Below are 23,781 nucleotides of genomic sequence, written 5' to 3' on the forward strand. Positions count from 1 at the left end.
CCAGCGCCGCCATGCCAGAACCATGGGCCTGGCTCCTTGTTCAGGCACTGCGGGCGCAGCGTTTCAGGCAAGCCCTCATCAGGCCAGCCCCAGCTGCTTGCGCATGCCCACGGTGATCGATTGCCTTGTCTTGCCATAATCGGCCCAGGGGTCGTCCACATCGTCCAGACGCTCAAGCACATTGTCGATGTTCCACTGGTTGGCGCCCTTGAGTTGCGGCAGTTCCTCGCGCCAGATCGGCACGGATACCGGCAGGCCTTCACGCGCGCGCAGGGTGTAGGCGCAGGCGGTGGTCGCGCCCTTGCCGTTGCGCAGGTAGTCGATGAAGATGCGCCCGACGCGGTTCTTGGGCCCGGAAACGGCACTCAGCCTGTCGGGGAAGAGCCTGGCCAGGTAATCGACGATGGCATGGCTGAACGCCTTGACTTCATCCCAGCTGGCCCGCCGGGTCAGGGGCACGACCAGGTGCATGCCTTTGCCGCCACTGGTCTTGAGGAACACCTTCAAGCCCAGTTCATCCAGCAACGTCAGGGCCAGTTGGGTGGCTTCGAGCATGGCCTTCCACGGCAGTGCCGGGTCCGGATCGAGGTCGAGGACGAAGCGGTCGGGCTTGTCGAAATCCTTGTCGGTGGCGTTCCAGGTGTGCAGCTCGAGCATGTTCATCTGCACCGCTCCCAGCAGGGTATCGGCGCGGTTGATGACCATCGCTGCCTGGCCGGCCTCGGCCTTGTCGTAGCTGAGCACGTGGGGTATATGCAGCTGGCCTGCGTTCTTCTGGAAGAACAGCTCGCCGGTCAGGCCGTCCGGCGCGCGCACCAGTGCCACCGGGCGATCCTTGAGCTGGGGCAGGATCCACTGGCTGACGGCGGCGTAGTACTCGGCGACCTCGCGCTTGGTCACGCCGCGGGTGGCGTCGATTATCCGCTCGGGGTGGGTCAGGCGCAGCTCGCCCAAGGCCTCTGGGGCCTTGGCCTGCTTGCGCTTGGGCAGGGTCTTGGCGGGCATGCTGCGCTCCAGGTCGATGGCGGTAGCCGGTTTGTCATCACGCAGGCCGTGGAACACCGAATGGCGCACGATGCCGTCACGGGTCATCTGGGCATAGGCGACTTCGGCCAGCAGCTGCGGTTTCAGCCAGTGCACGCCGCGGGCTTCGGCTCCCGCGGGCGGCCTGGGCAGAGCCGGCGTGTCGGTTTCCAACGGTCCCAGCCGGGCATGGATGCTTGCCAGGGTGGTGGCACTGAAGCCGGTACCGACCTTGCCGGCATAGCGCAACTCGCCGCTGTCGTTGTCGTGCAAGGCCAGCAGCAGTGCGCCGAAACCGCTGCGGCTGCCTTTCGGGTCGGTGTAGCCGACGATCACGAACTCCTGGCGCTGCTTGCACTTGAGCTTGATCCAGTCGGGGCTGCGACGGCCGCTGTAGGGGCTGTCGACGCGCTTGCCGATCAGGCCTTCGAGTTGCAGCTGGCAGGCGCTGTCGAGCAGGGATTCGACGGGCTGGTCAAAGTCGGCGGAGTACCGGAGTACGTCCGATTCATTGTGTTCCAGCAAGTGCTGCAAGGTGCGGCGCCGGTCCTGCAGCGGTAACTGGCGCAGGTCCTGGCCGCCGAGGAAGGGCAGGTCGAACAGGTAATAGGTGATGTGCTCGTCATGTTCGGTGTCGAAGGCGTTCTGCAGCGCCTGGAAGTCCGCCGCGCCGTTCTCGCCGGCCACCACCACCTCGCCATCGAGCCAGGCCGCGTCGATGCCCAGCGCACGCAAGGCGGCAACCTGCCTGGGCAGCTTGCTGCTCCAGTCGTGGCCATTGCGGGTGAACAGGCGGACGTCATCGCCGTCGATGCGGGCAAGGATGCGATAACCGTCGAACTTGACTTCGTAGCGCCAGTCGCCGCCGGGCGGGGAGTCGACCAAGGTCGCCAATTGTGGCTGCAGTTGCGTCGGCAACGGCACCTTCCGGCCTTTGCTGGCCGGTTTGCGACGTGGTGCAGCGGCTTTTTTTGCTGCTGGCTTGCGCGGCACCAGCGTGCGGTCGCTGAGGACGCTGTCGGGCTGGGCGTCGACGATGCTGTAGTCGGCTTCGCTACGCGCCTGGCTGTCTTGCGACTTGACCAGCATCCACTGTTCCTTCTTGCCGGCCAGGTGGGTGCGAAACAGATTCCACACGCCGCCAAGCTTTTCGCCTTGCAGGCGGAAGCGCAACTTGCCCTTGGCATAGGCTTCGTGCGCATCGCCTTCGGGCTCCCAGATGCCCCGGTCCCAGACGATCACGTCGCCCGCGCCGTAATGGCCCTCGGGGATATGGCCTTCGAAATCGGCGTAGTCCAGCGGGTGGTCCTCTACGTGCACGGCCAGGCGGCGCACCTTCGGGTCCAGCGAGGGCCCTTTGGGGATTGCCCAGCTTTTCAGCGTGCCATCGAGCTCCAGGCGGAAGTCGTAGTGCAGGTGACTGGCGTCATGCTTCTGGATGCAGAACTGCAGCGCATGGGCCCGCTTGCCATGGCTGCGCTTGCCGCTGGGCTCGGGCGTGGCGTTGAAGTCGCGCTTGCGCGCGTATTCCTCTAGGGGCTTGGCCATGACGGCTCCGGGCGGTTCTGAGTCTCTATGGTGGGAGCCAGCGGCCCGGGCGGTAGTTCAAAAAACTCTGAATCTTCAACGATCAGGTGCAGTCGACCGAATGAAGCCACTTGACGGAGAACACACATGGCCCGAGCAGATGAACCGAAGCCGTATACCCCGATCGAAATCGACGACACCGAAGACCGCATGGGCAGCGTGCATGAACTGGACTTCGACGAGCGCCTGGATGAGCGCGAGGGGCGTGTGGGCGACGAGCGCCCGGCCGCGGACGTGGCCCGCGAGTTCCCGCCCCGGCGCGTGGCCGAAAGCGGCATGACCGGCGGCGAAGCGCTGAGCGACAGTTTGCACGAAGACAACGTTACCTACGACGACCTGAGCCCGGACACCCTGCTGGATGAGACCGGCGCCCGCGACCCGCATGAGCCTGGCAGCACCGGCGGACCGGCAGACAAGACCCTGCGCCGGGTGGAGGCCCATGAAATCGGCGGCGGCATAGGCCTGGACGAAGCCGAACTGGCCCGCTCCGCACCGCTGGATGGCGAACCGTGGACTGATGATGTAATCGATGACGAGGAGAGCAAGCCATGAACGAACTGCGTTGTGCCTGTGCGCATTGTTCCTGCACCGTGGATGCCAACGCCTTGCAGCTCGAAGGCAAGGTGTATTGCTGCGAGGCCTGTGCCAGCGGGCATCGCAATGGCGAGCCGTGCCGGATGCCGGATTGCCACTGTGGCGAAAAGACCGGGGAGAGCGCGGTGGACAATGCGCTGGACGAGACTTTCCCGGCGAGTGACCCGATTTCACCCTGAAACAACGCCGTCCCATAGCTTCTGCATAGGTTTATGGGGCGGTGATGGTCCTGTGGGAGCGGCCTTGCGTCGCGAAAGGCCGCTCCCTCACAAAGCAGCGCGCAGGCCTGCAGAATCAGTGAGTCTGCCAGATGCCGTTGCTACGCTCGCAATCGGTGCGGGCCTGGCCCAGGCTTGGGGTGTCGTAGTAATAGGTGATTACCCGCGCATCCTTGGGCAACGCCGGCTTGTCACCGCCAGCTGCCTTGGGGTTGGCCAATGCCTCCCGGGTCAACGGTGCGATGCAACTGCCAACGCTGCCGTCCGCGCAACGGGGGACCTTGTGCTTTTCGCTGTTGAGCATGTCCTTGCTCTCGTTGCTGCACGACCAGTTGATCGCTTCGGCGGGCAGGTTGCTGTAGCTGTAACAGCTGTGTCGCTCCACCGGCTTGACCGCCTCGCTGGAGGACCGCGTCAGCACGTTGCAGGCTTCGGCCAGGGCCTGGCCACTGACCAGGCTGGCCCCCATCAATATCAGGACAGCGACACGCATTTGCCACCTCCGGGGCCACAGGCCCTTGTCAGGTTCAGGCGGGCTTGTCGCGCCGGCGCATGGCTTTGGCGCGTTTCTCCAGGACCAGGTAGACAAGCACCGCCAGCAACAGCGGCACCAGGTAGTACAGCGTACGGTAGCCCAGCAGGGCCGCCACCAGCGAACCCTGGGCCAGCTGCCCGTGCAGCAGGGCCAGGAATACCGTTTCCAGCACACCCAGCCCGGCCGGGATATGCGCGACCACACCTGCCACACAGCTGATCAGCAGGATGCCAAGTATCGACGGGTAGAAGGCTTCGCCAGGCAGCAGCCAGAAGATCAGCAGTGCCATCAGCGCCCAGTTGCTGGCACCCAGCACGACCTGGCACAGCGCCAGGCGCAGCGACGGCAGCGTTACCTCATGGTCGCGCCAGCGCCAGGTGCGCTTTTTGGCGAAACCACAGGCCAGTAGGTAGCCTGCGGAAATCGCCAGCAATACCAGGCCGATCAGTTGCAGGCCGGTGGCGCCCACCGCCCAGTTGGCGGGTAGCTCGACCAGGCGCAAGGCGAACACCGTGCCAGCCAGCAGCATGTAGCCCATCCAGTTGGTCAGCAGGCCCAGGGTGAGGATGCGGGTGATGGTCGGTGTGTCCAGGCCCAGGCGGCTGTATAGCCGGTAGCGCAAGGCAACGCCACCCACCCAGGTGGTGAAATTGAGGTTGAAGGCGTAGCACACGAAGGCCACCGGCAAAACCTGGCGAGCCGGCAGGTGGTGGCCGGTGTAGGCCCGCGCCAGCAGATCGTAACTCGCGAACGTCAGGTAGCTGCACCCGGCCAGCGCCAGGCCGATGGCCAGGTTGCCAGGCTTGTAGGCCAGCAACGACTGGCGCACCTCGTTCCAGTCCAGGTTGCGCGCCAGCAGGTACAGCAGCGCAGGGATCAGGATCAGGAATGCCAGGGTGAACAGCCGTTTGCCCCAGGTTTGCCAGTGTTTTCGCGCCATCAGGTCTTGCCCTCGTGATAGTCACCCTGTACCTCGGCCTCCGGCTGCACCGAGCGCAAGCGCTGGCGGTGCGCCGGGAACCAGCCGGCAATCCGCGGGAAATGGCGGATCACGTGGAAACACACGAAGATCAGCGGCGCCCGCCACCAGTAGCCACGGACCATGCGCTCCAGGGTGACCGGCTTGCATTGATCGCGGGCCAGCGCCTGCAGGTGCTGGTTGAGTTGATGGTTGAAGGCACGATCACGGATGAACAGGTTGGCTTCCAGATTGAACGACAGGCTCAACGGGTCCAGGTTGCTGGAGCCGACGGTGGCCCACTGGTCGTCCACCAGCGCCACCTTGCCGTGCAAGGGCCGCTGGCAGTACTCGTGAATGGCCACACCGTCGCGCAGCAGGTAGTTGTACAGCAGCCGCGACAGCGCCCGTACCCAGCGCATGTCCGGCTGACCCTGCAGGATCAGTTGCACCTCCACGCCACGCCGGGACGCATTGCGCAGTTCGCGCATCAGCCGGTAGCCCGGGAAGAAATAGGCGTTGGCCACCACGATGCGCTGCCGGGCACTGCGGAACGCCTGCAGGTAGTGGGCTTCTATATCGGTACTGCGCAGCCCGTTGTCGCGCTCGATGAGCACGGCGCTGCTGGCACCGGCAGGCTCGGTCAGCGGCCGCACCGCGCTGGGCGGCTGCAGCACCGGCGACATCAGGCGCTTGCTGGCGGCATGCACTTGCGCCACCACCGGGCCGGTGACTTCGACGGCATAGTCCTGCTTGGCCATGGCACCAAAGTCGCCCAGGTGGTCGGCGCTGTAGTTGATGCCGCCGATGAATGCCCGCTCACCGTCGACCACCACGATCTTGCGGTGCAGGCGCCGGAACAGGTTGGTGCGCATGCCCACCAGCCGCGGCTGCGGGTCGAAGGCGTGGAAACTGACCCCGGCATCGGTCATGGCGGCAATGAACGGCGCAGGCAGGTCGGCCGTACCGTAGCCATCCACGGCCACTTCGACACGCACGCCGCGCCGGGCGGCATCGATCAGTACCTGCTGCAACTGCTGGCCGACCTTGTCATCGAAGATGATGAAGGTCTCCAGCAGGATTTCCTCCCGAGCGTGGGCCATGGCCTCGAACACACGGGGGTAGTATTGCTCGCCATTGATCAGCAACTGCACGCTGTTGCCGTCTACCCAGGGTCGGTTCACAGGTTGATCTCCGCAGCCAAAGGGGCGTGGTCGGAGAGGTGCGACCACGGGTACTTCGACAGCACCCGGGCAGTGCCGGGCATGGCGTTGCGCAGGTAGATGCGGTCCAGGCGCAGCAGTGGCAGACGCGCCGGAAAGCTGCGAGCCGGGGTGCCGAAATGCTCGCCGAAGGCTTCTACCAGGTGTTCGCTCAGCACCGTATCGGCCTTCAGCCGCCAATCATTGAAATCGCCGGCAACGATCACCGGCGCCTTGGGCGGCAGGCTGTCGAGCAGGTCCAGCAGCAGCCTCACCTGGCGTTGCCGGTGCGCCTCGCGCAGGCCCAGGTGCACGCACACCGCATGCACCTGGTCATGGCCTGGTACCTCCAGTTGGCAATGCAGCAGGCCGCGCTGCTCGTTGCCCTGTACCGAAACGTCCAGGTTGTCGAAGCATCTGATGGGGAATTTCGACAGCAGGGCATTGCCGTGGTCGCCGTGGGGGTACACGGCATTGCGGCCGTAAGCGTACTGTGGCCACATGCTGTCGGCCAGGAACTCGTACTGGGGCGTATCCGGCCAGGCCGGGTGGCGCAGGGCGTGTTGCTGGTGGCTACCGTGCACCTCCTGCAGGAACACCAGGTCGGCGCCGGTGGCGCGCACGGCTTCGCGCAACTCGGGCAGGATGAAGCGCCGATTGAAGAAGGTGAAGCCCTTGTGCACGTTCAGCGTCAGTACATTCAGCCGATGCACGGCGGTAACCTTGTCGAAGATGCAGTGCGGGGCAGGCAGGGTCCTGTTCACAGCGCCACCTCCGGCACCACGCCAGGCTCGGTCATCAGCTCATGGTCCAGCGACAGCTTCTGCAGCAGGCGCCGGGCGTCATAGGGTGCATGGACTTTCTGGTCGTTGTCGAAATAGCAGTAGACGTCACGGGTCGCGCGCCGTGGTGGCGGCCCCGGCACGACCAGCTGGGCATCGTCGGCCTGCCGCCCCTGGCTCCAGTGCTGGATGCGCTGCTTCCAGCGCCGCAGCGCCTGGGCGGTATAGCCACTGCTGTACAGCTCGACATCGCCATGCAGGCGCATGTACACGAAGTCGGCGGTGACATCTTCGACGTAAGGCCATTTCCCGGCGCTGTCGGCCACCACCAGCGCCACCCGGTGTTTGCGCAGCAGCTTGATGAAGGCTTCGCACAAAAAACTCTCATTACGAATTTCCACGGCGTGGCGTAGCCGTGCGTTGCCCTTGATATCGGTACTGCCGTTGTCCCTCAGGCGTTGCGCACACCCCAGCGCGCAGTCGCGGGCGGCCTTGCGGCTGTGTGGCAGCAGCTCGAGAAAACGGCTGAAGCGGGCCTCGTCGAACTTCATGTTCGGTGGAAACTGCCAGAGGAATGGCCCTAGCTTCTTGCCGAGCAGCAGCGGCCCGGAAGCGAAGAAATTGGCCATGGGTTCTTCGATATCCCTTAGCCGACGCACATGGGTGATGTAACGCGGGGCCTTGACCGCGAACACGAAGCCGGGCGGGGTGTCGTCACGCCAGCCCTGGTAGCGTTCGGGCGTTTGCAGGCTGTAGAACGAGCCGTTGATCTCGATGCTGTTGACCGCCCGCGAAGCGAACGCCAGTTCGTCGTCCTGGGGCAGGCCCTTCGGGTAGAAATCCTTGCGCCACGGACCGTAGCGCCAACCGGAGATGCCGATGCGGATATCGCTCACGCTGCCTTCCTCATTACCGGGTCCTTGTTCGGTCACTCTGAAGGTGCGACTGGTGAACAGCGGCCAGGGTTCAGCACGGTTGACCAACGGAAAAGGCCATACCGCGTTGAACTTTGCAGCGCGCGACGTTTCCACCGCATATCTGCTGCGGAGGAAGGGCGCCAGGATGAAATTCGACCGTTTTGCCCAGTGGCTGGCCAATTGGTCCGGCCGCCCGCTGACCTTCGGCATCGCCTGCCTGCTGATCCTGAGCTGGGCATTGACCGGGCCGTTGTTCGGCTTCAACGACACCTGGCAACTGGTGATCAACACCTCGACCACCATCATCACCTTCCTCATGGTGTTCCTCATCCAGAACACCCAGAACCGCGACAACGACGAACTGCACATCAAGATCGACGAACTGCTGCGCACCACGCAACGGGCGCACAAAGCGCTGCTGGACCTTGAAGACATGGACCCGGCCGAGTTGCATGCCTTGCGCAAGCAGTACCGGCAGATGGCCGGGCAGGGTGACGATGCGCAGAAGACCAAGGAATGACCTGCCACCCTGGAGGCAAGCATGGCCAGACATATCGTCCACTTCACCGGGCCGATCAATTCGTCCACCTGTGGCAACCTGATCAACACCTGTTCGCGGGCGTTGCAGCAGGGCGCCGAGGTCCTGCAACTGAACATCGCCACCATGGGCGGCGAGTGCAGTTACGGGTTTACCTTGTACAACTTTCTGCGGGCATTACCGGTCGAGGTGCATACCCACAACCTGGGCACGGTGGAATCCATGGGCAACATCCTGTTCCTGGCCGGGGACCGGCGCACGGCGTGCAGTTGCAGCAAGTTCCTGTTCCATCCTTTCCACTGGACCTTGCACGGATCGGTGGACCATTCACGCATGGCCGAATATGCGATGAGCCTGGACTATGACCTGCGGCTGTATGCACAGATCGTCGCCGAGCGGACCGAGGGCGCGGCCGAGGTACTGGATGTGCCGCGCTACCTGATGGCCTACCCGCGCATACTCGGGCCACGGGAAGCCCTGGAGAGCGGCATGATCCAGGCCATTGACGAGATGCCGATCGAGCTGGAGGCGTGTCATTGGAGTGTGCATGCCTAGCGGTTGCCTGTGCTGGCCTCTTCGCGCGCAAGCCCGCGAACGGTCGCCGTGGCACCAATATTGTGCCCGCATGTGTTTCGCGCCACACGTCGGCTGAGGGCAAAACCATTGAGCAGAGCCAGCGTTCGAGTGTTCGGAACCAAGGTAAGGCGCAGATCCATGCATCCCGCCAAACCATCGCAAGGAGAAACGACATGGCGCAGGACCAAGACCGCACCAGCCACCGTGGCGGCAATAAGGAAACCAACCCAGGCAACTTCGCCAACGACCGGGAACGGGCTTCCCGCGCCGGGCACAAGGGTGGTCAGGTTTCTGGCGGCAATTTTGCCAATGACCGCCAGCGGGCTTCGGACGCCGGCCGCAAGGGTGGGCAAAACAGCCACGGCAAAGGTCGCCATCAGTGATTTTTTGAATTTTCGGCGCATACCCCGATCAATCAGGGTGTCATCCATGGAGAAGAGGAGGCCCCTGCGATGCCTAGCCCACAGCTCTACATCATCGATTACCAGCTGCATGGCCAGCCGCGCAGTTTCATCATCCGCCTGGAGCAGCTGGACAATGTCGAGGCCTGGCATTGGGCAAGTTGCGATGCGGGCATCGGCATCATTCCCAGGTTCGGCCGGGAGAAGATAAGGAAAGTCAGCAGGCCAATGGCAGAGCGCTACGGGATTACCGCAGTGAGCTGGCGGGTGTCGGGGAGCAAGCCGAACCCGTCGGCGGGGGGGCCGGCGGCGACAATGTGATTCCCCGAGCTGCACGACCTTGCGCGGCCCCTGTTGGAGCGGCTTTAGCCGCGAACACCGGCGTAGCCGGTGCCATGCACCGCGTTGGATTCTTCGCGGCTAAAGCCGCTCCCGCAGGAATGCTTGGTGCTCATTGAATGAGAGTGGCAACGGCCAGGTGAGGTCGGTTGAATGCCGACCGCCCCTGACCAACGGCCGCGTCAGGGCTTTTTCAGCACCAGGGTGAGGATGTCGTAGCTGGCGACCAGTTCACCCAACTGGTTGGTCACCTCCACATCCCACGCCACCACGCCCTGGGGCTGGCCCAGCGGGCTGGTCTTGCCCTGGTCGATCTTGCGCTTGCAGGTCAGGCGTGCCTGGATGGTGTCGCCGATGCCAACCGGGTTGATGAAGCGCAGGGTATCCAGGCCGTAGTTGGCCAGTACCGGGCCTTCACCAGGCGAGACGAACAGCCCGGCCGCTGCCGACAACACGAAGTAGCCGTGGGCGATGCGCTTGCCGAACTGCGATTGCTTGGCGGCGATCTCGTCGAAGTGCATGTAGAAATGGTCGCCCGACAGGCAGCCGAAGTTGACCAGGTCGGCTTCGGTCACGGTACGGCGGTGGGTGAGCAGCGACTCGCCGATGCGCAGTTGCTCGAAATAGCGGCGGAACGGGTGTACTTCGGTTTCGATCACTTCGCCACCGCGCACGTATTCGCCGGTTACCGCCGTGAGCATGCTCGGCGAACCCTGTACCGCAGCGCGTTGCAGGTAATGCTTGACCGCACGCAGGCCACCCAACTCTTCACCACCACCAGCGCGGCCCGGGCCGCCGTGCTTGAGTTGTGGCAATGGCGAGCCATGCCCCGTGGATTCCTTGGCCGCCTCGCTGTCGAGTACCAGCAGCCGGCCATGCCAGGCAGCGGCCACCGGGATGGCCTTGGCCGCTACGCTACGGTCGGCGGTGACCAGGGTCGCCACCAGGCTGCCTTTGCCACGCGCGGCCAGCGCCAGGGCTTCATCGAGGTCGTCATAGGCCATCAGCGTGCTGACCGGGCCGAACGCTTCGATATCATGGGCACCGCCTTCGGCATGCGGGTCACGGGCCTGCAGCAGGGTCGGGGCGAAGAACGCGCCCTCGGCCACACCCTCGCCACGCGGTGCGAAACCGTCGCTGGCGCCGAACAGTTGGTCGCAGCTCTGCAGCAGGCTGCGCACCCGCTCGGCCACATCGTGTTGCTGGTCGTGGGAAGCCAGGGCGCCCATGCGCACACCCTCCAGCGACGGGTCACCGACCACCACCTTGCTCAGCCGCTCGCGCAGGCGTGTGGCAACGGCGTCGATGTGCCTGGCCGGTACGATGGCGCGGCGGATGGCGGTGCATTTCTGCCCGGCCTTGGTGGTCATTTCGCGGACCACCTCCTTGATGTACAGGTCGAACTCTTCGCTGTCGGGGGTCACGTCCGGGCCGAGGATGGCGCAGTTCAGCGAATCGGCTTCGGCGGTGAACGGCACCGAGTTGCGGACCAGGTTCGGTGTGACGCGCAACCTGGCGGCGGTGTCGGCTGAACCGGTGAAGGTCACCACGTCCTGGCCTTGCAGGCGGTCGAGCAGGTCGCCGGTGCTGCCGATCACCAGTTGCAGGCTGCCTTCGGGCAACAGGCCGGATGCGTTCATCAGCCGCACCACGGCCTCGGTCAGGTAGCTGGTCGAGGTCGCAGGCTTGACGATGCACGGCATGCCCGCCAGGAAGGTCGGGGCGAACTTCTCCAGCATGCCCCAGATGGGGAAGTTGAAGGCGTTGATGTGCACCGCCACGCCGGCGCGCGGCACCAGGATGTGGCTGCCGGCAAAATGGCCTTGCTTGCCCAGCGGGATCGCCGGGCCTTCGTGCACCAGGTTGCCCGACGGCAACTCACGGCTGCCAATACCTGCATAGGAGAACAGCGTGGCGTTGCCGCCTTCGATGTCGATCCAGCTGTCGGCACGGGTGGCGCCGCTGTGGTGGGACAGGGCGTAGAGCTGTTCCTTGCGCTCGGCCAGGTACAGGGCCAGCGCCTTCAGGCGGGCAGCGCGTTGCTGGAAGTCCATGGCCATCAGCGCGGCCAGGCCACGGCCGCGGGCAAAGTCCACGGCCTCGGCGAAATCCGGACGTTCTTCGTGGCTGTAGGCCAGGACGTGGCCGTCCAGGGCGCTGCGCAGGGCCTGGGCGCCTTGCTGGCCAAGCCAGCGGCCAGCGATGAAGCTTTGCAGGGTAGGGGCGGCAGACATGCTGTTCTCCAATGTAGAGGGGCGCTGTTACCACAGCGCCACGGTATAGTCGATGATCAGGCGGTTTTCGTCCACGGCGTTGGTCAGGCCATTGCCGGAACGGAAGGTGACGTTGCGCCAGCGCAGGCTGACGTCCTTGAACGGGCCGCTCTGGATGACATAGGTGATGTCGGTGTCGCGCTCGCGCTCACGGCCATTGCTGACGGTGGCGGTTTCGGCGTGGCGGCCATCGGTGTAGCGGGTCATGAAGCTCAGGCCGGGGATGCCCATGGCGACGAAGTCGTAGTCGTAGCGCACCTGCCAGGAGTCCAGCCCGGCGCGGGTAAAGGTGTTGTAGGTCACCAGGTTGACGGTGAACGGGTCGCCGCCGTTCACGAACGGGAAGGCACTGTCGCCGGACATCTGCTGCCAGGTGGCGGTGAACTTGTGGGCCCGTACGCCGAGGGTGAACATGGCGTTGAAGTTGCGGTTGTCGATGTTGCCAGCGCGTTCGGCACCGTCGTTGCGGCTGTCGAAGTAGCGCAGGTCGGTGCGCAGGCTCAGGCCTTCACCCAGCGGGCGGGTATCGATCAGGCCGACGAACTGCTGGCGGTAGATGTCCTCGAGCTTGGCGTAGTAGTAGCTGACGCTGGTTTGCGGGGTGAGGGCGTAGCTGCCGCCGCCGAAGTCCAGGTGGTCGCTGCTGGCGGCGCCATAGCCGATGTCGTCGCGGCCCGAGGAATCACGCAGGTTGGCCTTGGTCAGGCGGCCGGCGTTGAAGGTCAGGCCGGCCAGGTCCTGGCTGGTGAGCAGGCCGCCCTGGAAGGTGGAGGCGAGCAGGCGGGTGTCGTTGTACACCACCACCGGCAGGATCGGTTGCAAGGTGCCCAGGCGCAGGGTGCTCTTGGACACCCGCACCTTGCCGGTCAGGCCCAGTTCGCTGTAGTCATCGACCGGTTCATGGCTGTTCGGGCCGAAGGGCAGCAGACCGGTATTGCGGCGGTCGCGGCTGGAGTCGAGCTTGATGCCCAGTTGGCCCATGGCGTCGACACCAAAACCGACCGGGCCTTCGGTGAAGCCCGACTCCAGCTTGGCGGTAAAGCCCTGGCCCCATTCCTCGGCCTTGGCCTGCGGTGCATTGCTCTGACGGAAGTCGCGATTGAGGTAGTGGTTGCGCAGCTCCAGCCGGGCGTGGCTGTCGCCGATGAAATCCGCCATGGCCGGCATCGGCAGGGCGAGGGTGGCCAGCCAGGCGGCCGAAATGAAGTGCGTGCGGTTCATTGTTGTTGTTTTACCCGACATGGTTGTTCTTCCCTGGTAGTCAGTGCTTGCTGGCGCCGGCAGCGCCGATTCCGGTCATGGAGCGGATGAACTGGGCCAGGTAGCGGCCACGTTCCTGATTGGCGCGTTCGGAACTGTCGGTGACGGAGAACACCCAGGCGCCGAGGAAGGCCAGGCTCATGGAGAACAGCGCCGGGTTGCTGTAGGGGAACAGCGCCTTTTCGTTATGCAGCACGTTGACCCACACCGCCGGGCCCAGTACCACCAGCAGCACCGCCGAGACCAGGCCAGCCATGCTGCCGCACACCGCGCCGCGGGTGGTCAGGCCTTTCCAGAACATCGAGAGCAGCAGCACCGGGAAGTTGACCGAGGCGGCCACAGCCAGCACCAGGCCGGAGAGGAAGGCGATGTTCTGCGATTCGAACATCAGGCCGAGGATGACCGCCAGCAGGCCGATCAGCAGGGTGGCGATACGCGACACGCGCATTTCTTCCTGTTCGCTGGCCTTGCCCTGGCGCACCACGCAGGCATACAGGTCGTGGGAAACCGCCGAAGCGCCTGACAGCGCCAGGCCGGCGACCACCGCCAGGATGGTGGCGAAGGCCACGGCGGAGATGAAGCCGAGGAACAGATTGCCACCTACCGCCTGGGCCAGGTGCACGGCGACCATGTTGCCGCCGCCGATGATCGCGCCGGTGGCGTCACGGTAGGACGGTTCGGTACCGACCATGACGATGGCACCAAAGCCGATGACGATCAGCAGCAGGTAGAAGTAGCCGATGAACCCGGTGGCATAGAACACGCTCTTGCGCGCTTCCTTGGCATCGCTGACGGTGAAGAAGCGCATCAGGATATGCGGCAGGCCGGCGGTACCGAACATCATGCCCAGGCCCAGGGAAATAGCGTCCACCGGGTTGGACAGCAGGCCGCCGGGGGCCATGATCGCCTGGCCCTTGGCATGTACGGCCACGGCGCTGGCGAACATCGCCTCAGTGCTGAAGCCGAAATGCTTGAGCACCATGAAGGCCATGAAGCTGGTACCCGACAGCAGCATCACCGCCTTGATGATCTGCACCCAGGTGGTGGCAAGCATGCCGCCGAAGGTGACGTAGGCGACCATCAGCACGCCCACCAGCATCACCGCGTACAGGTAGCTGATGCCGAACAGCAGTTCGATCAGCTTGCCGGCACCGACCATCTGCGCCACCAGGTACATCAGCGCCACCACCAGGGTGCCGAAGGCCGAGGTCAGGCGCACCGGGGTTTGCGCCAGGCGGTAGCTGACCACGTCGGCAAAGGTGTACTTGCCCAGGTTGCGCAGGCGTTCGGCGATCAGGAACAGGATGATCGGCCAGCCGGCCAGTACGCCAAGGGCATACAGCAGGCCGTCGTAACCGTTCATGAACATCATTGCCGAAATGCCCAGGAACGAGGCGGCGCTGATCATGTCGCCGGCGATCGCCAGGCCGTTCTGCATGCCGGTCAGGCCCCCGCCGGCGGTGTAGAAGTCGCTGGCCGAGCGGGTGCGCATGGCAGCCCAGCGGGTGACCAGCAGGGTGAAGCAGACGAACACCATGAACATCGAGATGGCGGTCCAGTTCATTGTGCGCACTCCTGCTTGACCTTGTCGTTGAGCGGGTCGAGCACGTTGTTGGCGCGGTGCACATAGATGCCGGTCAGGGCGAAGGACAGCAGTACCATCAGCACGCCCACCAGCATGCCGACGGTGGTGACGCCACCGCTGAGGGACTGGCCGAGGGTGCTGGGGGAAAACGCCACCAGCAGGACGAAGCCGTAGTAGATCACCAGCATGGCCAGGGTCAGGCTGCCGTTGAGGCGGCGTTTGCGCTGTACCAGGTGCTGGAAGTCGGGGTGGTTGACGATGCTTTCGATGCGTTCGGGTGTCATGGGTTGCGATCTCTGGGTGTTGTAATTGTTTTGTTGAGGTCACGCGGGTGTTGCGGTGTTGCTGATGGCCTCTTCGCGGGTGAACCCGCTCCCACAGGTAGGGCGCTGCTCTCAGGTCTTGTGTAGTCCCTGTGGGAGCGGGCGCGCCCGCGAAGCAGGCGACGCGGTTTCAGAGCTGGTCGAAATCGAGCACTACCTTGTCGCTCACCGGGTAGGTCTGGCACGACAGCACATACCCGGCCGCCACTTCGTAGTCCTCCAGGGCATGGTTGCTGTCCATTTCCACTTCGCCCTCGATTACCCGGCACTTGCAGGTCGAGCACACGCCGGCCTTGCACGAATAAGGCAGCTCGGCGCCGATGGCATTGCCGGCGTCCAGCACGTTCCGGGTGTTGCGTGGCAGGTCGAAGGTGAGGGCGCGGCCGTCGCTGATCACGGTGATGTGGCTGAGCGCCGAGTCCACCTGGCGCGCCGCCTCGCGGGCTTCACGACGGGTTTCGCTGCCAGCGGCGGCAAACAACTCGAAATGGATGCGTTCCTTGGCCATACCATTGGCCCGCAGGCTGTCGCGCACCGTCTCGGTCATCGCCTGCGGGCCGCAGATGAACGCAGCATCCAGGCTGGCAACGTCCATCCAGCGGGAGAACAACTGGCCGCACTTGTCGGCGTCGATGCGGCCGTTGTACAGGTCGACATCCTGCTGCTCGCGGCTGAACACGAAAATCAGGTTCAGGCGGTCGAGGTAACGATTCTTCAGGTCTTCCAGCTTGTCGCGGAACAGTGCGCCGGAGCTTGAGCGGTTGCCGTACAGCAGGGTGAAGCGGCTGTGTGGCTCGCTGGCCAGGGTAGTGGCGATGATCGACAGGATCGGGGTAATGCCGCTGCCGGCAGCCACGCCCAGATAGTTGCCCTGGCGGGCCGGGTCCAACGGCACGAAGAAGCTGCCCGATGGCGGCATCACTTCCAGCTGCTGGCCGGCCTTGAGCATGTCATTGGCAAATGCCGAGAAGCGCCCGCCAGGCACCCGCTTTACCGCCACACGCAGCTCGCCGTCCTGCACGGCGCTGCAGATGGAGTAGGAACGGCGGACTTCTTCGTTGTCCAGCCGGGTACGCATGACCAGGTACTGGCCCTGGGTGAAACGGAACTGCGCCTGCAGGTGCTCGGGCACGTCGAAGGCAATCGACACCGCATCGCGGGTCTCGTTGCGCACTTGCTTGATGGTCAGGCTGTGAAACTGGCTCATGGCGTTCTCCACGGCTCAAATGCATTTGAAATAGTCGAACGGCTCCAGGCACTCGCGGCAGCGGTACAGCGCCTTGCAGGCGGTGGAGCCGAACTGGCTGAGCAATTCGGTATGGGCGCTGCCGCACTGCGGGCAGCACACCTGGGGCGCCTCGCCGAGCAGGCTGCGCTTGCTGGTGCTGCCCTGTGGCGGGGCGATGCCATAGGCGCGCAGTCGCTCGCGGCCCAGTTCGCTGATCCAGTCAGTGCTCCAGGCCGGGGTCAGCCGGCGCTCCAGGGCTGGCGCGGGAAAACCGGCCTGTTCCAGCGCCTGGCGGATATCACCCTCGATCACCTCGGTGGCCGGGCAGCCGGAGTAGGTCGGCGTGACCACCAGGTGCAGGTGGCCGGCGTGCCAGTCGAGGTCACGCACGATTCCCAGGTCGACCACGCTGACCACGGGCACTTCCGGGTCCATGACCTGGGCCAGTACCGCCCAGGCCCGGGCCAGGTCGTCGCTTTGCTGTGCGCGGGCGCCACGGTCGCCGGCAATCAGCTCACCAGGTTGCATCGGGGTACGCCCTTGGCAGGAACTGCATTTCGGCCAGCAGCAGGCCGAGGTGCTCGGTGTGCAGGCCTTTGCGACCGTCCAGGTAAAAGTGGCTGGCGGCCTTGGGCAGCGGCAGCTCGACCGAAGAGAACGTCTCGCCAACCTGCTTGAGCCAGGCAGCGCCGACGGCAGCCGGGTCGGCGGCGACACCCGCTTGCGCCAGGTGCACTTCATTGTCGCTGCCGGCGGCCAACTCGACGGTGAAGCGCCACAGTGCAGGGATGGCCGCGAGCATGCGTTGGCGGCTTTCTTCGGTGCCACCGCCCAGGCGTTGCACCCACTCGCTGGAGCGGCGCAGGTGGTAGGTGACTTCCTTCAGGGCCTTGGCGGCGATACCGGCTATACGTTCGTCGTTCGAGCTGACCAGGCCCTGAAGCACGGCGTAATGCCAGGCGTCATAGAAAAACTGCTTGGTCATGGTCACGGCGAAATCGCCGTTGGGCTGCTCGACCAGCAGCAGGTTGCGATAGGCCCGCTCGTCACGGCGGAAGGCCAGGGCGTCGGCGTCACGGCCGTCATCGAGCAGCTCGGCGGCGTACTCCAGCCAGTTGCGCGCCTGGCCGACCAGGTCGAGGCCGACGTTCATCAGGGCCAGCTCTTCTTCGATGGCCGGGGCGCGGCCACACCATTCGCAAAGGCGCTGGCCCTGCACCAGGGCACTGTCGCCGAGCAGCAGCAGGTAGGGGATAAGGGTTTCGTTGTGCATGGCCAACCTCACATGTGTCCGACTTCGTCGGGCAGTTCGTAGAAGCTGGCATGGCGGTAGACCTTGTCGTCCGCCGGGGCGAACAGCGGGTCTTTCTCGTCGGGGGAAGAGGCGGTGATCAGTGCCGAGGGCACCACCCACAGGCTGACGCCTTCGCTGCGGCGGGTGTACAGCTCACGGGCGTTTTCGATGGCCATGGCGGCATCGGCGGCGTGCACGCTGCCGACATGCTTGTGGTTAAGGCCGTGCTTGCTGCGCACGAACACTTCGTAGAGGGTCCAGACAGACATTTTCGATCTCCGCATCATTCGCCGCTCAGGCGGCGTTCTTGTTCTGTTGCTTGCGCGCGTAGGCCACGGCGGCCTCGCGTACCCAGGCGCCGTCCTCGATGGCCTTGCGCCGGGTGGCGACACGTTCCTGGTTGCACGGGCCATTGCCCTTGATCACTTCGTAGAACTCGTCCCACTGGATTTCGCCGAAGTCGTAGTGGCCGCGCTCGGCGTTCCACTTCAGTTCGGGGTCGGGGGCGGTGCAGCCGAGCAGTTCGAGCTGCGGCACGGTCTGGTCGATGAAGCGCTGGCGCAGTTCATCGTTGGTCTGGCGCTTGATCTTCCAGGCCATGGACTGGGCGCTGTTCGGGGAATGCTCGTCGCTGGGGCCGAACATCATCAGCGCCGGCCACCACAGGCGGTTGATCGCGTCCTGGACCATGTCCCGCTGGGCCTGGGTGCCGTGGCGCATCATGGTCAGGAGGATTTCGTAGCCCTGGCGCTGGTGGAAGCTCTCTTCCTTGCAGATGCGGATCATCGCGCGTGAGTAGGGGCCGTAGGAGGTGCGCTGCAGCACCACCTGGTTGACGATGGCAGCGCCATCCACCAGCCAGCCTACTGCGCCCATGTCGGCCCAGCTGAGGGTGGGGTAGTTGAAGATGCTCGAATACTTGGCCTTGCCGCTGTGCAGCTTGGCAATTTCTTCGTCACGGTCGGCGCCCAGGGTTTCCATGGCGCTGTACAGGTACAGGCCGTGGCCGGCTTCGTCCTGGATCTTGGCCATCAGCTGCAGTTTGCGCTTGAGGCTTGGGGCGCGGGTAACCCAGTTGCCTTCGGGCAGCATGCCGACGATTTCCGAGTGGGCGTGCTGGGAGATCTGCCGGATCAGGGTCTGGCGATAGGCCTCGGGCATCCAGTTCTTGGCTTCGATCTTGATTTCGGCGTCGATCTTTTCCTGGAAGTTGCGCTCCTCGGGCGACATCTCTTCCAGCGACTTGACGCGCTTTACTCCGGTTTCCACTAGCTGTGCGTACATGTGTTCCGACTCCTGCTAAGGCATGAGCCATTTGTAAGCGATACAAAACATAACGTCAAACACATTTGTGTGTATCAAATAAGATTTGTGTATCACATTGGTGGCCCTTTCGCGGGTAAACCCGCTCCCACAGGTCATGTGCAGCCCCAGGCATGATGCGATTCCTGTGGGAGCGGGTTTACCGGCGAAGAGGCCAGCCGAAAAAACGCAAAAAAAAGCCCCGGACGATGCCGGGGCCGAAAAGGCAGCCGAATGAATCAGCTGGCCAACCGTTTGTCGAACACGTGGCAAGCCTTGCCCTCGGAACGCTTGAGCATGCCGCAGGGCTGCAGGCGCACCTGGGTGCTGATGCCGATATAGGTCTTGATCTGCCTGGTCAGTTCCGCGGTCAACAGCTTGCGCTGGCCTTCATCGAGGTGCTGGCACTCTGCGCGCAATTCCACATGCACCTCGACGCTGTCCAGGTTTCCATTGCGATACAGATGAATCTCATACATTTCTGAAAGCTGTTTTATTTTTAGCACCTGCTCCTCGATCTGGGTCGGGAACACGTTGACCCCGCGAATGATCAGCATGTCATCGCTGCGGCCAGTGATCTTGCCGATCCGGCGCATCGGCCGTGCGGTACCGGGTAGCAGTCGAGTGAGGTCGCGGGTGCGGTAGCGCACCATTGGCAGCGCTTCCTTGCTCAGCGAGGTGAACACCAGTTCGCCCAGCTGGCCGTCCGGCAGCACCTCGCCGGTGACCGGGTCGATGATCTCGGGGTAGAAATGATCCTCCCAGATGGTCGGGCCATCCTTGGTTTCGATGCACTCCATCGCCACCCCAGGCCCCATGATTTCCGACAGGCCATAAATGTCGAGGGCATCGATACCCAGCCGTTGCTCGATCGAGCGGCGCAACTCGTCGGTCCATGGCTCGGCGCCGAATATGCCCAGGCGCAGCTTGAGGTCGTGCGGGTCGATGCCCTGGCGCTCGATCTCGTCGGCCAGGTTGAGCATGTAGGAGGGGGTGACCATGATGATGTCGGGCTGGAAGTCGCGAATCAGCTGCACCTGCTTCTCGGTCTGGCCACCGGACATGGGGATCACCGTGCAGCCCAGGCGCTCGGCACCGTAATGCGCGCCAAGCCCGCCGGTGAACAGGCCGTAGCCGTAGGAAACATGCACCTTGTCACCCTTGCGCCCACCCGCGGCGCGGATCGAGCGGGCGACCACATTGGCCCAGGTGTCGATGTCGTTCTGGGTGTAGCCGACCACCGTCGGCTTGCCGGTGGTGCCGCTGGAGGCGTGCAGGCGCACCACCTCCTGCTGGGGCACGGCGAACATGCCGTAGGGGTAGTTGTCGCGCAGGTCGTTCTTGCCGGTGAAAGGGAACTTCGCCAGGTCTTCGAGGCACTTGAGGTCGTCGGGGTGGGCGCCACACTCGGCAAAGCGCTGGCGATACAGCGGCACGTTGTCATAGGCGTGCTTCAGGCTCCAGCGCAGGCGCTCCAGCTGGTGCTGGCGCAGGGCGTCGACACTGGCGGTTTCCATCGGGTCCAACAGGGCACGATCGGCATCATGGTACATGTTCATGGCTTCACTCGAATTGTTCTTGTACGCCGCGCAGTCCCGGTTGCAGGCCGCGTGGTGAGTGTCATGAGCGCAGCATATACGGCTGCGTTCGGTTCGGTAACAAGCCGATGGTCTGAACCGCTCAGAGGCGTTCGATGACCATCGCGATGCCCTGGCCAACGCCGATGCACATGGTGCACAGGGCGTAGCGTCCGGCAGTTTCTTCCAGCTCGTGCAACGCGGTGGTGACCAGGCGTGCACCGCTCATGCCCAGCGGGTGGCCGAGGGCGATGGCACCGCCGTTGCGGTTGACCCGCTCGTCGTCGTCGGCCAGGCCTAACTCGCGCAGTACCGCGAGGCCCTGGGCGGCAAAGGCCTCGTTGAGCTCGATGACGTCCATGTCGGCCAGCGACAGCCCGATAAGCGCCAGCACCTTGCGGGTAGCCGGCACCGGGCCGATGCCCATCAGCCGTGGTTCGACCCCGGCCACCGCCATGCCGACGATGCGGCCGCGGGCCTTCAGGCCATGGCGGTGGGCGGCGGCGCTGCTGGCCAGCAGCAGGGCACAGGCACCGTCGTTGACCCCGGAAGCATTGCCGGCGGTGACGCTGCCGCCCTCGCGGAACGGGGTGCCGAGCCTGGCCAGTTGCTCCAGGGTGGTGTCGCCGCGGGGATGTTCGTCGTGCTCGACCACTTTGGCCGGGCCTTTGCGCTGCGGGATCTCGACCGGCACGATTTCCCGTGCCAGGCGCCCGCGGGCCTGGGCGGCAGCGGCCTTGTGCTGGCTGCGCAGGGCGAAGGCGTCCTGGTCGGCGCGGGAAATACCGAACTGTTCGGCAACGTTCTCGGCCGTTTCCGGCATCGAATCGGTACCGAAGGCCGCCTTCATCAGCGGGTTGACGAAACGCCAGCCGATGGTGGTGTCGAACAGCTCGGCTGCGCGGCCGAATGCCTGCTCCGACTTGCCCATGACGAACGGCGCGCGTGACATCGACTCCACGCCACCGGCCAGCATCAGCCCGGCCTCGCCGCAGCGCAGGGCGCGGGCCGCATTGCCGATGGCATCCAGGCCGGAGCCGCACAGGCGGTTGATGGTGGTGCCCGGCACTTCGATCGGCAGCCCGGCCAGCAAGCTGGCCATGTGCGCCACGTTGCGGTTGTCCTCGCCAGTCTGGTTGGCACAGCCGAGGATGACGTCGTCGATGGCTTTCCAGTCCAGTTCGGGGTGGCGCTGGATCAGGGCCTTGAGCGGGATGGCGGCCAGGTCATCGGCGCGCACGCCGCTCAAGGCCCCGGCATAACGGCCAATGGGTGTGCGCACGGCGTCGATGATCAAGGCATCGGCCAGGGTGTGTTCAGTCATCTTGCGTCTCCTGCGCCAGCACAGTGCCGCGCACTTTGTAGGATTTGCCATGGAACATCGCCACCAGCTCACCGCGCTGGTTCTCGATGCGGACCTCGTACAGGCCGGTGCGGCCCTTGCGGCTGACCTCGCTGGCGCGGGCGGTAAGCACGTCATCGCGCAGCGCCGGGGCCAGGTAGTCGATGCTGCAGCCCAGGGCGACGGTGGCCTGGTCGTAACTGTTGCAGGCAAAGGCAAACGCCGAGTCGGCCAGGGCGAACAGGAAGCCGCCATGGCAGGTGCCATGGCCCTGGATCATGTCGGCGCGTACCGGCATGCGCAGGCATGCCTGGCCCGGGCCGGCTTCCAGCAGGCGGATGCCCAGGCCCTGGGTGGCCTGGTCGCGGGCGTACATGGCCTCGGCACAGGCTTGTGCCAGTTCGACTTCAGTCATGCAGGGTGCCTCCTTTGGCTTCGCAGCGGCGTAACAGCAGGGAAGGGCGGTAGCGGCTCTCGCCGTAGCTGCGCTGCAGGTTGTCGAGCACGCGCAGGGTGTGGGGGATGCCGATGTTCGCGGCCCAGGCCAGCGGGCCGCGGGGGTAATTGACGCCGGCGCGCATGGCCAGGTCGATGTCGGCGGCGCTGGCGACGCCGTGCAGCACCGCATCGGCGGCCTCGTTGGCGAGCATCGCCACGGTACGCAGCACCACCAGGCCGGGCAGGTCGGCGACTGCGGTTACCTTCAGGCCGGCACGCCGCAGCAAGGCCACCGCCTGGTCGCGGGCATTGTCGCTGGTGTCGGCCGACCAGCTGATGGCGAGGCGGGTGGCGGTGCCGTAGTCCAGGGCCAGGTCGAGCAGCACCAGGTTGCGCAGGCCATCTTCCCGGGCGCGCTGGCTGGCCAGGCGGCCATCGGACAGTGCCAGGGTGGCATCGCCCACCTGGATCAGGCCGCTGCCGGCGCGCTGGGTGACGGCGACGCCGCTTTGGCGCAGGCGCTGGACCAGCGGCTGCATCACCCCCAGGTCGCCTTCGACGACGCAGGCATCCACGATGGCAGCGCCATGCAGTTCGGCTGGTTGCGGGCGTTCGGCGCCTTCGGCATAGCTATAGAAACCTTGGCCGGTCTTGCGCCCGAGACGGCCCGCGTCCACCAGCTCTTTTTGCACCAGCGAAGGCTGGAAGCGGAAGTCACCATAGAAAGCATCGAAGACCGAGCAGGTGACGGCGTAATTGACGTCGTGGCCGATCAGGTCGGTGAGCTCGAACGCGCCCATGCGGAAACCACCGGCATCACGCAGCAGCGCATCGAGGCTGGCGCAATCGGCTGCGCCTTCCTGCAGCAGGCGCAGGCTTTCAGCATAGAATGGCCGGGCCACGCGGTTGACGATGAAGCCCGGCGTGGAGCGCGCGTGCACCGGCTGCTTGCCCCAGGCCTGGGCGGTGGCGTGAATGCACGCGGCAACGGCCGGGGCGGTGGCCAGGCCTGAGACCACTTCGACCAGGGCCATCAGCGGTGCCGGGTTGAAGAAGTGCATGCCGACCACCTGCTGCGGGCGTTGCAGCCCGGCAGCCAGGCTGGTGATGGACAACGACGAGGTGTTGCTGGCGAGGATGCAGTCAGCGCAGCACAAGGCTTCCAGCTGGCTGAACAGCGCCTGCTTGACCTGCAGGTTCTCGACGATGGCCTCGATCACCAGGCGGGCATCGGCCAAGGCATCCAGGGCGTCCACCGGGCACAGCCGGGCGCTGATTGCGTCCCGTTCGGTGGCCTGCAACTTGCCTTTTTCCACCAGGCGAGCAAGTTGCCGGTCAATACCGGCCACCGCCTGGGCTGCAGCGCCCGGGCGGTTGTCGTAGAGCTTTACCGGGTGGCCAGCCTGGGCCGCGACCTGGGCGATGCCTGCGCCCATGGCGCCCGCACCGATCACCGCCACCTGCGCATTGCTTGCGAGTGCGCTCATGA

General features: G+C 64.9%; 25 protein-coding genes. 6 read left to right on the plus strand and 19 right to left on the minus strand.

Annotation, left to right across the window (positions count from 1 at the left end):
- Positions 1-78: 78 nt before the first annotated feature.
- On the minus strand, positions 79-2,571 hold the full coding sequence (gene ligD, locus J5M71_RS10265) for a DNA ligase D (RefSeq protein ID WP_207831969.1): 2,493 nt from the start codon (positions 2,569-2,571) through the stop codon (positions 79-81).
- A 126-nt stretch (positions 2,572-2,697) separates the two neighbouring features.
- Between ligD and J5M71_RS10270 the strand changes: the two genes are divergently transcribed.
- Together J5M71_RS10270 and J5M71_RS10275 are read left to right on the plus strand one after the other, a co-directional pair.
- Positions 2,698-3,162: a phosphotransferase system, HPr-related protein gene (locus J5M71_RS10270; protein ID WP_207831971.1), complete on the plus strand. Its 465-nt coding sequence runs from the start codon at positions 2,698-2,700 to the stop codon at positions 3,160-3,162.
- The gene (locus J5M71_RS10275) at positions 3,159-3,383 is read left to right on the plus strand and encodes a metallothionein (protein WP_207831973.1); all 225 of its coding nucleotides are present in this window, start codon (positions 3,159-3,161) and stop codon (positions 3,381-3,383) included. The genes J5M71_RS10270 and J5M71_RS10275 overlap by 4 nt, the downstream gene beginning before the upstream one ends.
- A gap of 115 nt (positions 3,384-3,498) precedes the next feature.
- Here the strand turns inward: J5M71_RS10275 and J5M71_RS10280 are convergent, their stop codons facing one another.
- Genes J5M71_RS10280 through J5M71_RS10300 form a run of 5 tightly spaced genes read right to left on the minus strand, consistent with a single transcriptional unit; the run spans position 3,499 to position 7,930 of the window.
- Positions 3,499-3,915, minus strand: coding sequence for a hypothetical protein (locus tag J5M71_RS10280; RefSeq protein ID WP_063914631.1), 417 nt, complete (start codon positions 3,913-3,915; stop codon positions 3,499-3,501).
- 34 nt (positions 3,916-3,949) lie between these two features.
- Positions 3,950-4,897 carry a lysylphosphatidylglycerol synthase domain-containing protein gene (locus J5M71_RS10285; RefSeq protein WP_207831975.1) on the minus strand — a complete coding sequence of 316 codons (948 nt, stop codon included), beginning with the start codon at positions 4,895-4,897 and terminating at the stop codon, positions 3,950-3,952.
- Positions 4,897-6,099, minus strand: coding sequence for a cardiolipin synthase ClsB (gene clsB / locus J5M71_RS10290; RefSeq protein ID WP_207831977.1), 1,203 nt, complete (start codon positions 6,097-6,099; stop codon positions 4,897-4,899). Before clsB ends, J5M71_RS10285 begins: the two co-directional genes overlap by 1 nt.
- On the minus strand, positions 6,096-6,881 hold the full coding sequence (locus tag J5M71_RS10295; RefSeq protein WP_207831979.1) for an endonuclease/exonuclease/phosphatase family protein: 786 nt from the start codon (positions 6,879-6,881) through the stop codon (positions 6,096-6,098). The genes clsB and J5M71_RS10295 overlap by 4 nt, the downstream gene beginning before the upstream one ends.
- Entirely contained in the window at positions 6,878-7,930 is a 1,053-nt protein-coding gene (locus tag J5M71_RS10300) for a DUF72 domain-containing protein (protein WP_207831981.1), read from the minus strand. Before J5M71_RS10300 ends, J5M71_RS10295 begins: the two co-directional genes overlap by 4 nt.
- 31 nt (positions 7,931-7,961) lie before the next feature.
- On the opposite strand from J5M71_RS10300, the gene J5M71_RS10305 reads away from it, so the two are divergent.
- The 4 genes from J5M71_RS10305 to J5M71_RS10320 all read left to right on the plus strand — a co-directional run bounded on the left by J5M71_RS10305 (position 7,962) and on the right by J5M71_RS10320 (position 9,652).
- Complete coding sequence (locus J5M71_RS10305) at positions 7,962-8,336, plus strand: low affinity iron permease family protein (protein ID WP_207831983.1); 375 nt, start codon at positions 7,962-7,964, stop codon at positions 8,334-8,336.
- Between the two features lie 21 nt (positions 8,337-8,357).
- A complete protein-coding gene (locus J5M71_RS10310) occupies positions 8,358-8,909 on the plus strand; it encodes an ATP-dependent Clp protease proteolytic subunit (RefSeq protein WP_207831984.1) in 552 nt (183 codons plus the stop codon).
- A gap of 194 nt (positions 8,910-9,103) precedes the next feature.
- On the plus strand, positions 9,104-9,313 hold the full coding sequence (locus J5M71_RS10315) for a general stress protein (RefSeq protein ID WP_207831985.1): 210 nt from the start codon (positions 9,104-9,106) through the stop codon (positions 9,311-9,313).
- Between the two features lie 69 nt (positions 9,314-9,382).
- Complete coding sequence (locus tag J5M71_RS10320; RefSeq protein WP_207831988.1) at positions 9,383-9,652, plus strand: DUF6555 family protein; 270 nt, start codon at positions 9,383-9,385, stop codon at positions 9,650-9,652.
- A gap of 200 nt (positions 9,653-9,852) precedes the next feature.
- Here the strand turns inward: J5M71_RS10320 and paaZ are convergent, their stop codons facing one another.
- The 13 genes from paaZ to paaH all read right to left on the minus strand — a co-directional run bounded on the left by paaZ (position 9,853) and on the right by paaH (position 23,779).
- The gene (gene paaZ / locus J5M71_RS10325) at positions 9,853-11,904 is read right to left on the minus strand and encodes a phenylacetic acid degradation bifunctional protein PaaZ (protein WP_207831990.1); all 2,052 of its coding nucleotides are present in this window, start codon (positions 11,902-11,904) and stop codon (positions 9,853-9,855) included.
- Between the two features lie 27 nt (positions 11,905-11,931).
- Positions 11,932-13,164 carry an OprD family porin gene (locus tag J5M71_RS10330; RefSeq protein ID WP_207831992.1) on the minus strand — a complete coding sequence of 411 codons (1,233 nt, stop codon included), beginning with the start codon at positions 13,162-13,164 and terminating at the stop codon, positions 11,932-11,934.
- 40 nt (positions 13,165-13,204) lie between these two features.
- Positions 13,205-14,767 (minus strand): cation acetate symporter, encoded by a 1,563-nt coding sequence (locus J5M71_RS10335; protein ID WP_087502178.1) that lies wholly within the window; start codon positions 14,765-14,767, stop codon positions 13,205-13,207.
- Positions 14,764-15,072 (minus strand): DUF485 domain-containing protein, encoded by a 309-nt coding sequence (locus tag J5M71_RS10340; RefSeq protein ID WP_046614155.1) that lies wholly within the window; start codon positions 15,070-15,072, stop codon positions 14,764-14,766. Before J5M71_RS10340 ends, J5M71_RS10335 begins: the two co-directional genes overlap by 4 nt.
- Positions 15,073-15,241: 169 nt before the next feature.
- Entirely contained in the window at positions 15,242-16,318 is a 1,077-nt protein-coding gene (paaE, locus tag J5M71_RS10345) for a 1,2-phenylacetyl-CoA epoxidase subunit PaaE (protein ID WP_207831994.1), read from the minus strand.
- A 15-nt stretch (positions 16,319-16,333) separates the two neighbouring features.
- The gene (gene paaD, locus J5M71_RS10350) at positions 16,334-16,867 is read right to left on the minus strand and encodes a 1,2-phenylacetyl-CoA epoxidase subunit PaaD (RefSeq protein WP_207831996.1); all 534 of its coding nucleotides are present in this window, start codon (positions 16,865-16,867) and stop codon (positions 16,334-16,336) included.
- Positions 16,854-17,612, minus strand: a complete 759-nt coding sequence (gene paaC / locus J5M71_RS10355) for a 1,2-phenylacetyl-CoA epoxidase subunit PaaC (protein WP_207831999.1) — start codon at positions 17,610-17,612, stop codon at positions 16,854-16,856. Before paaC ends, paaD begins: the two co-directional genes overlap by 14 nt.
- 8 nt (positions 17,613-17,620) lie before the next feature.
- Entirely contained in the window at positions 17,621-17,902 is a 282-nt protein-coding gene (gene paaB / locus J5M71_RS10360) for a 1,2-phenylacetyl-CoA epoxidase subunit PaaB (protein WP_013972614.1), read from the minus strand.
- Positions 17,903-17,927: 25 nt separating this feature from the next.
- A complete protein-coding gene (gene paaA / locus J5M71_RS10365) occupies positions 17,928-18,917 on the minus strand; it encodes a 1,2-phenylacetyl-CoA epoxidase subunit PaaA (protein WP_015270325.1) in 990 nt (329 codons plus the stop codon).
- A 257-nt stretch (positions 18,918-19,174) separates the two neighbouring features.
- Entirely contained in the window at positions 19,175-20,494 is a 1,320-nt protein-coding gene (paaK, locus tag J5M71_RS10370; protein ID WP_207832001.1) for a phenylacetate--CoA ligase PaaK, read from the minus strand.
- 121 nt (positions 20,495-20,615) lie between these two features.
- Positions 20,616-21,836 carry a 3-oxoadipyl-CoA thiolase gene (pcaF, locus tag J5M71_RS10375; RefSeq protein WP_207832002.1) on the minus strand — a complete coding sequence of 407 codons (1,221 nt, stop codon included), beginning with the start codon at positions 21,834-21,836 and terminating at the stop codon, positions 20,616-20,618.
- Entirely contained in the window at positions 21,829-22,269 is a 441-nt protein-coding gene (paaI, locus tag J5M71_RS10380; protein ID WP_207832005.1) for a hydroxyphenylacetyl-CoA thioesterase PaaI, read from the minus strand. The genes pcaF and paaI overlap by 8 nt, the downstream gene beginning before the upstream one ends.
- Positions 22,262-23,779 (minus strand): 3-hydroxyacyl-CoA dehydrogenase PaaH, encoded by a 1,518-nt coding sequence (gene paaH / locus J5M71_RS10385; RefSeq protein WP_207832007.1) that lies wholly within the window; start codon positions 23,777-23,779, stop codon positions 22,262-22,264. The genes paaI and paaH overlap by 8 nt, the downstream gene beginning before the upstream one ends.
- Positions 23,780-23,781 lie beyond the last annotated feature (2 nt).

The sequence above is a fragment of the Pseudomonas sp. 43(2021) genome, assembly GCF_017490805.1.
GTDB lineage: Bacteria > Pseudomonadota > Gammaproteobacteria > Pseudomonadales > Pseudomonadaceae > Aquipseudomonas.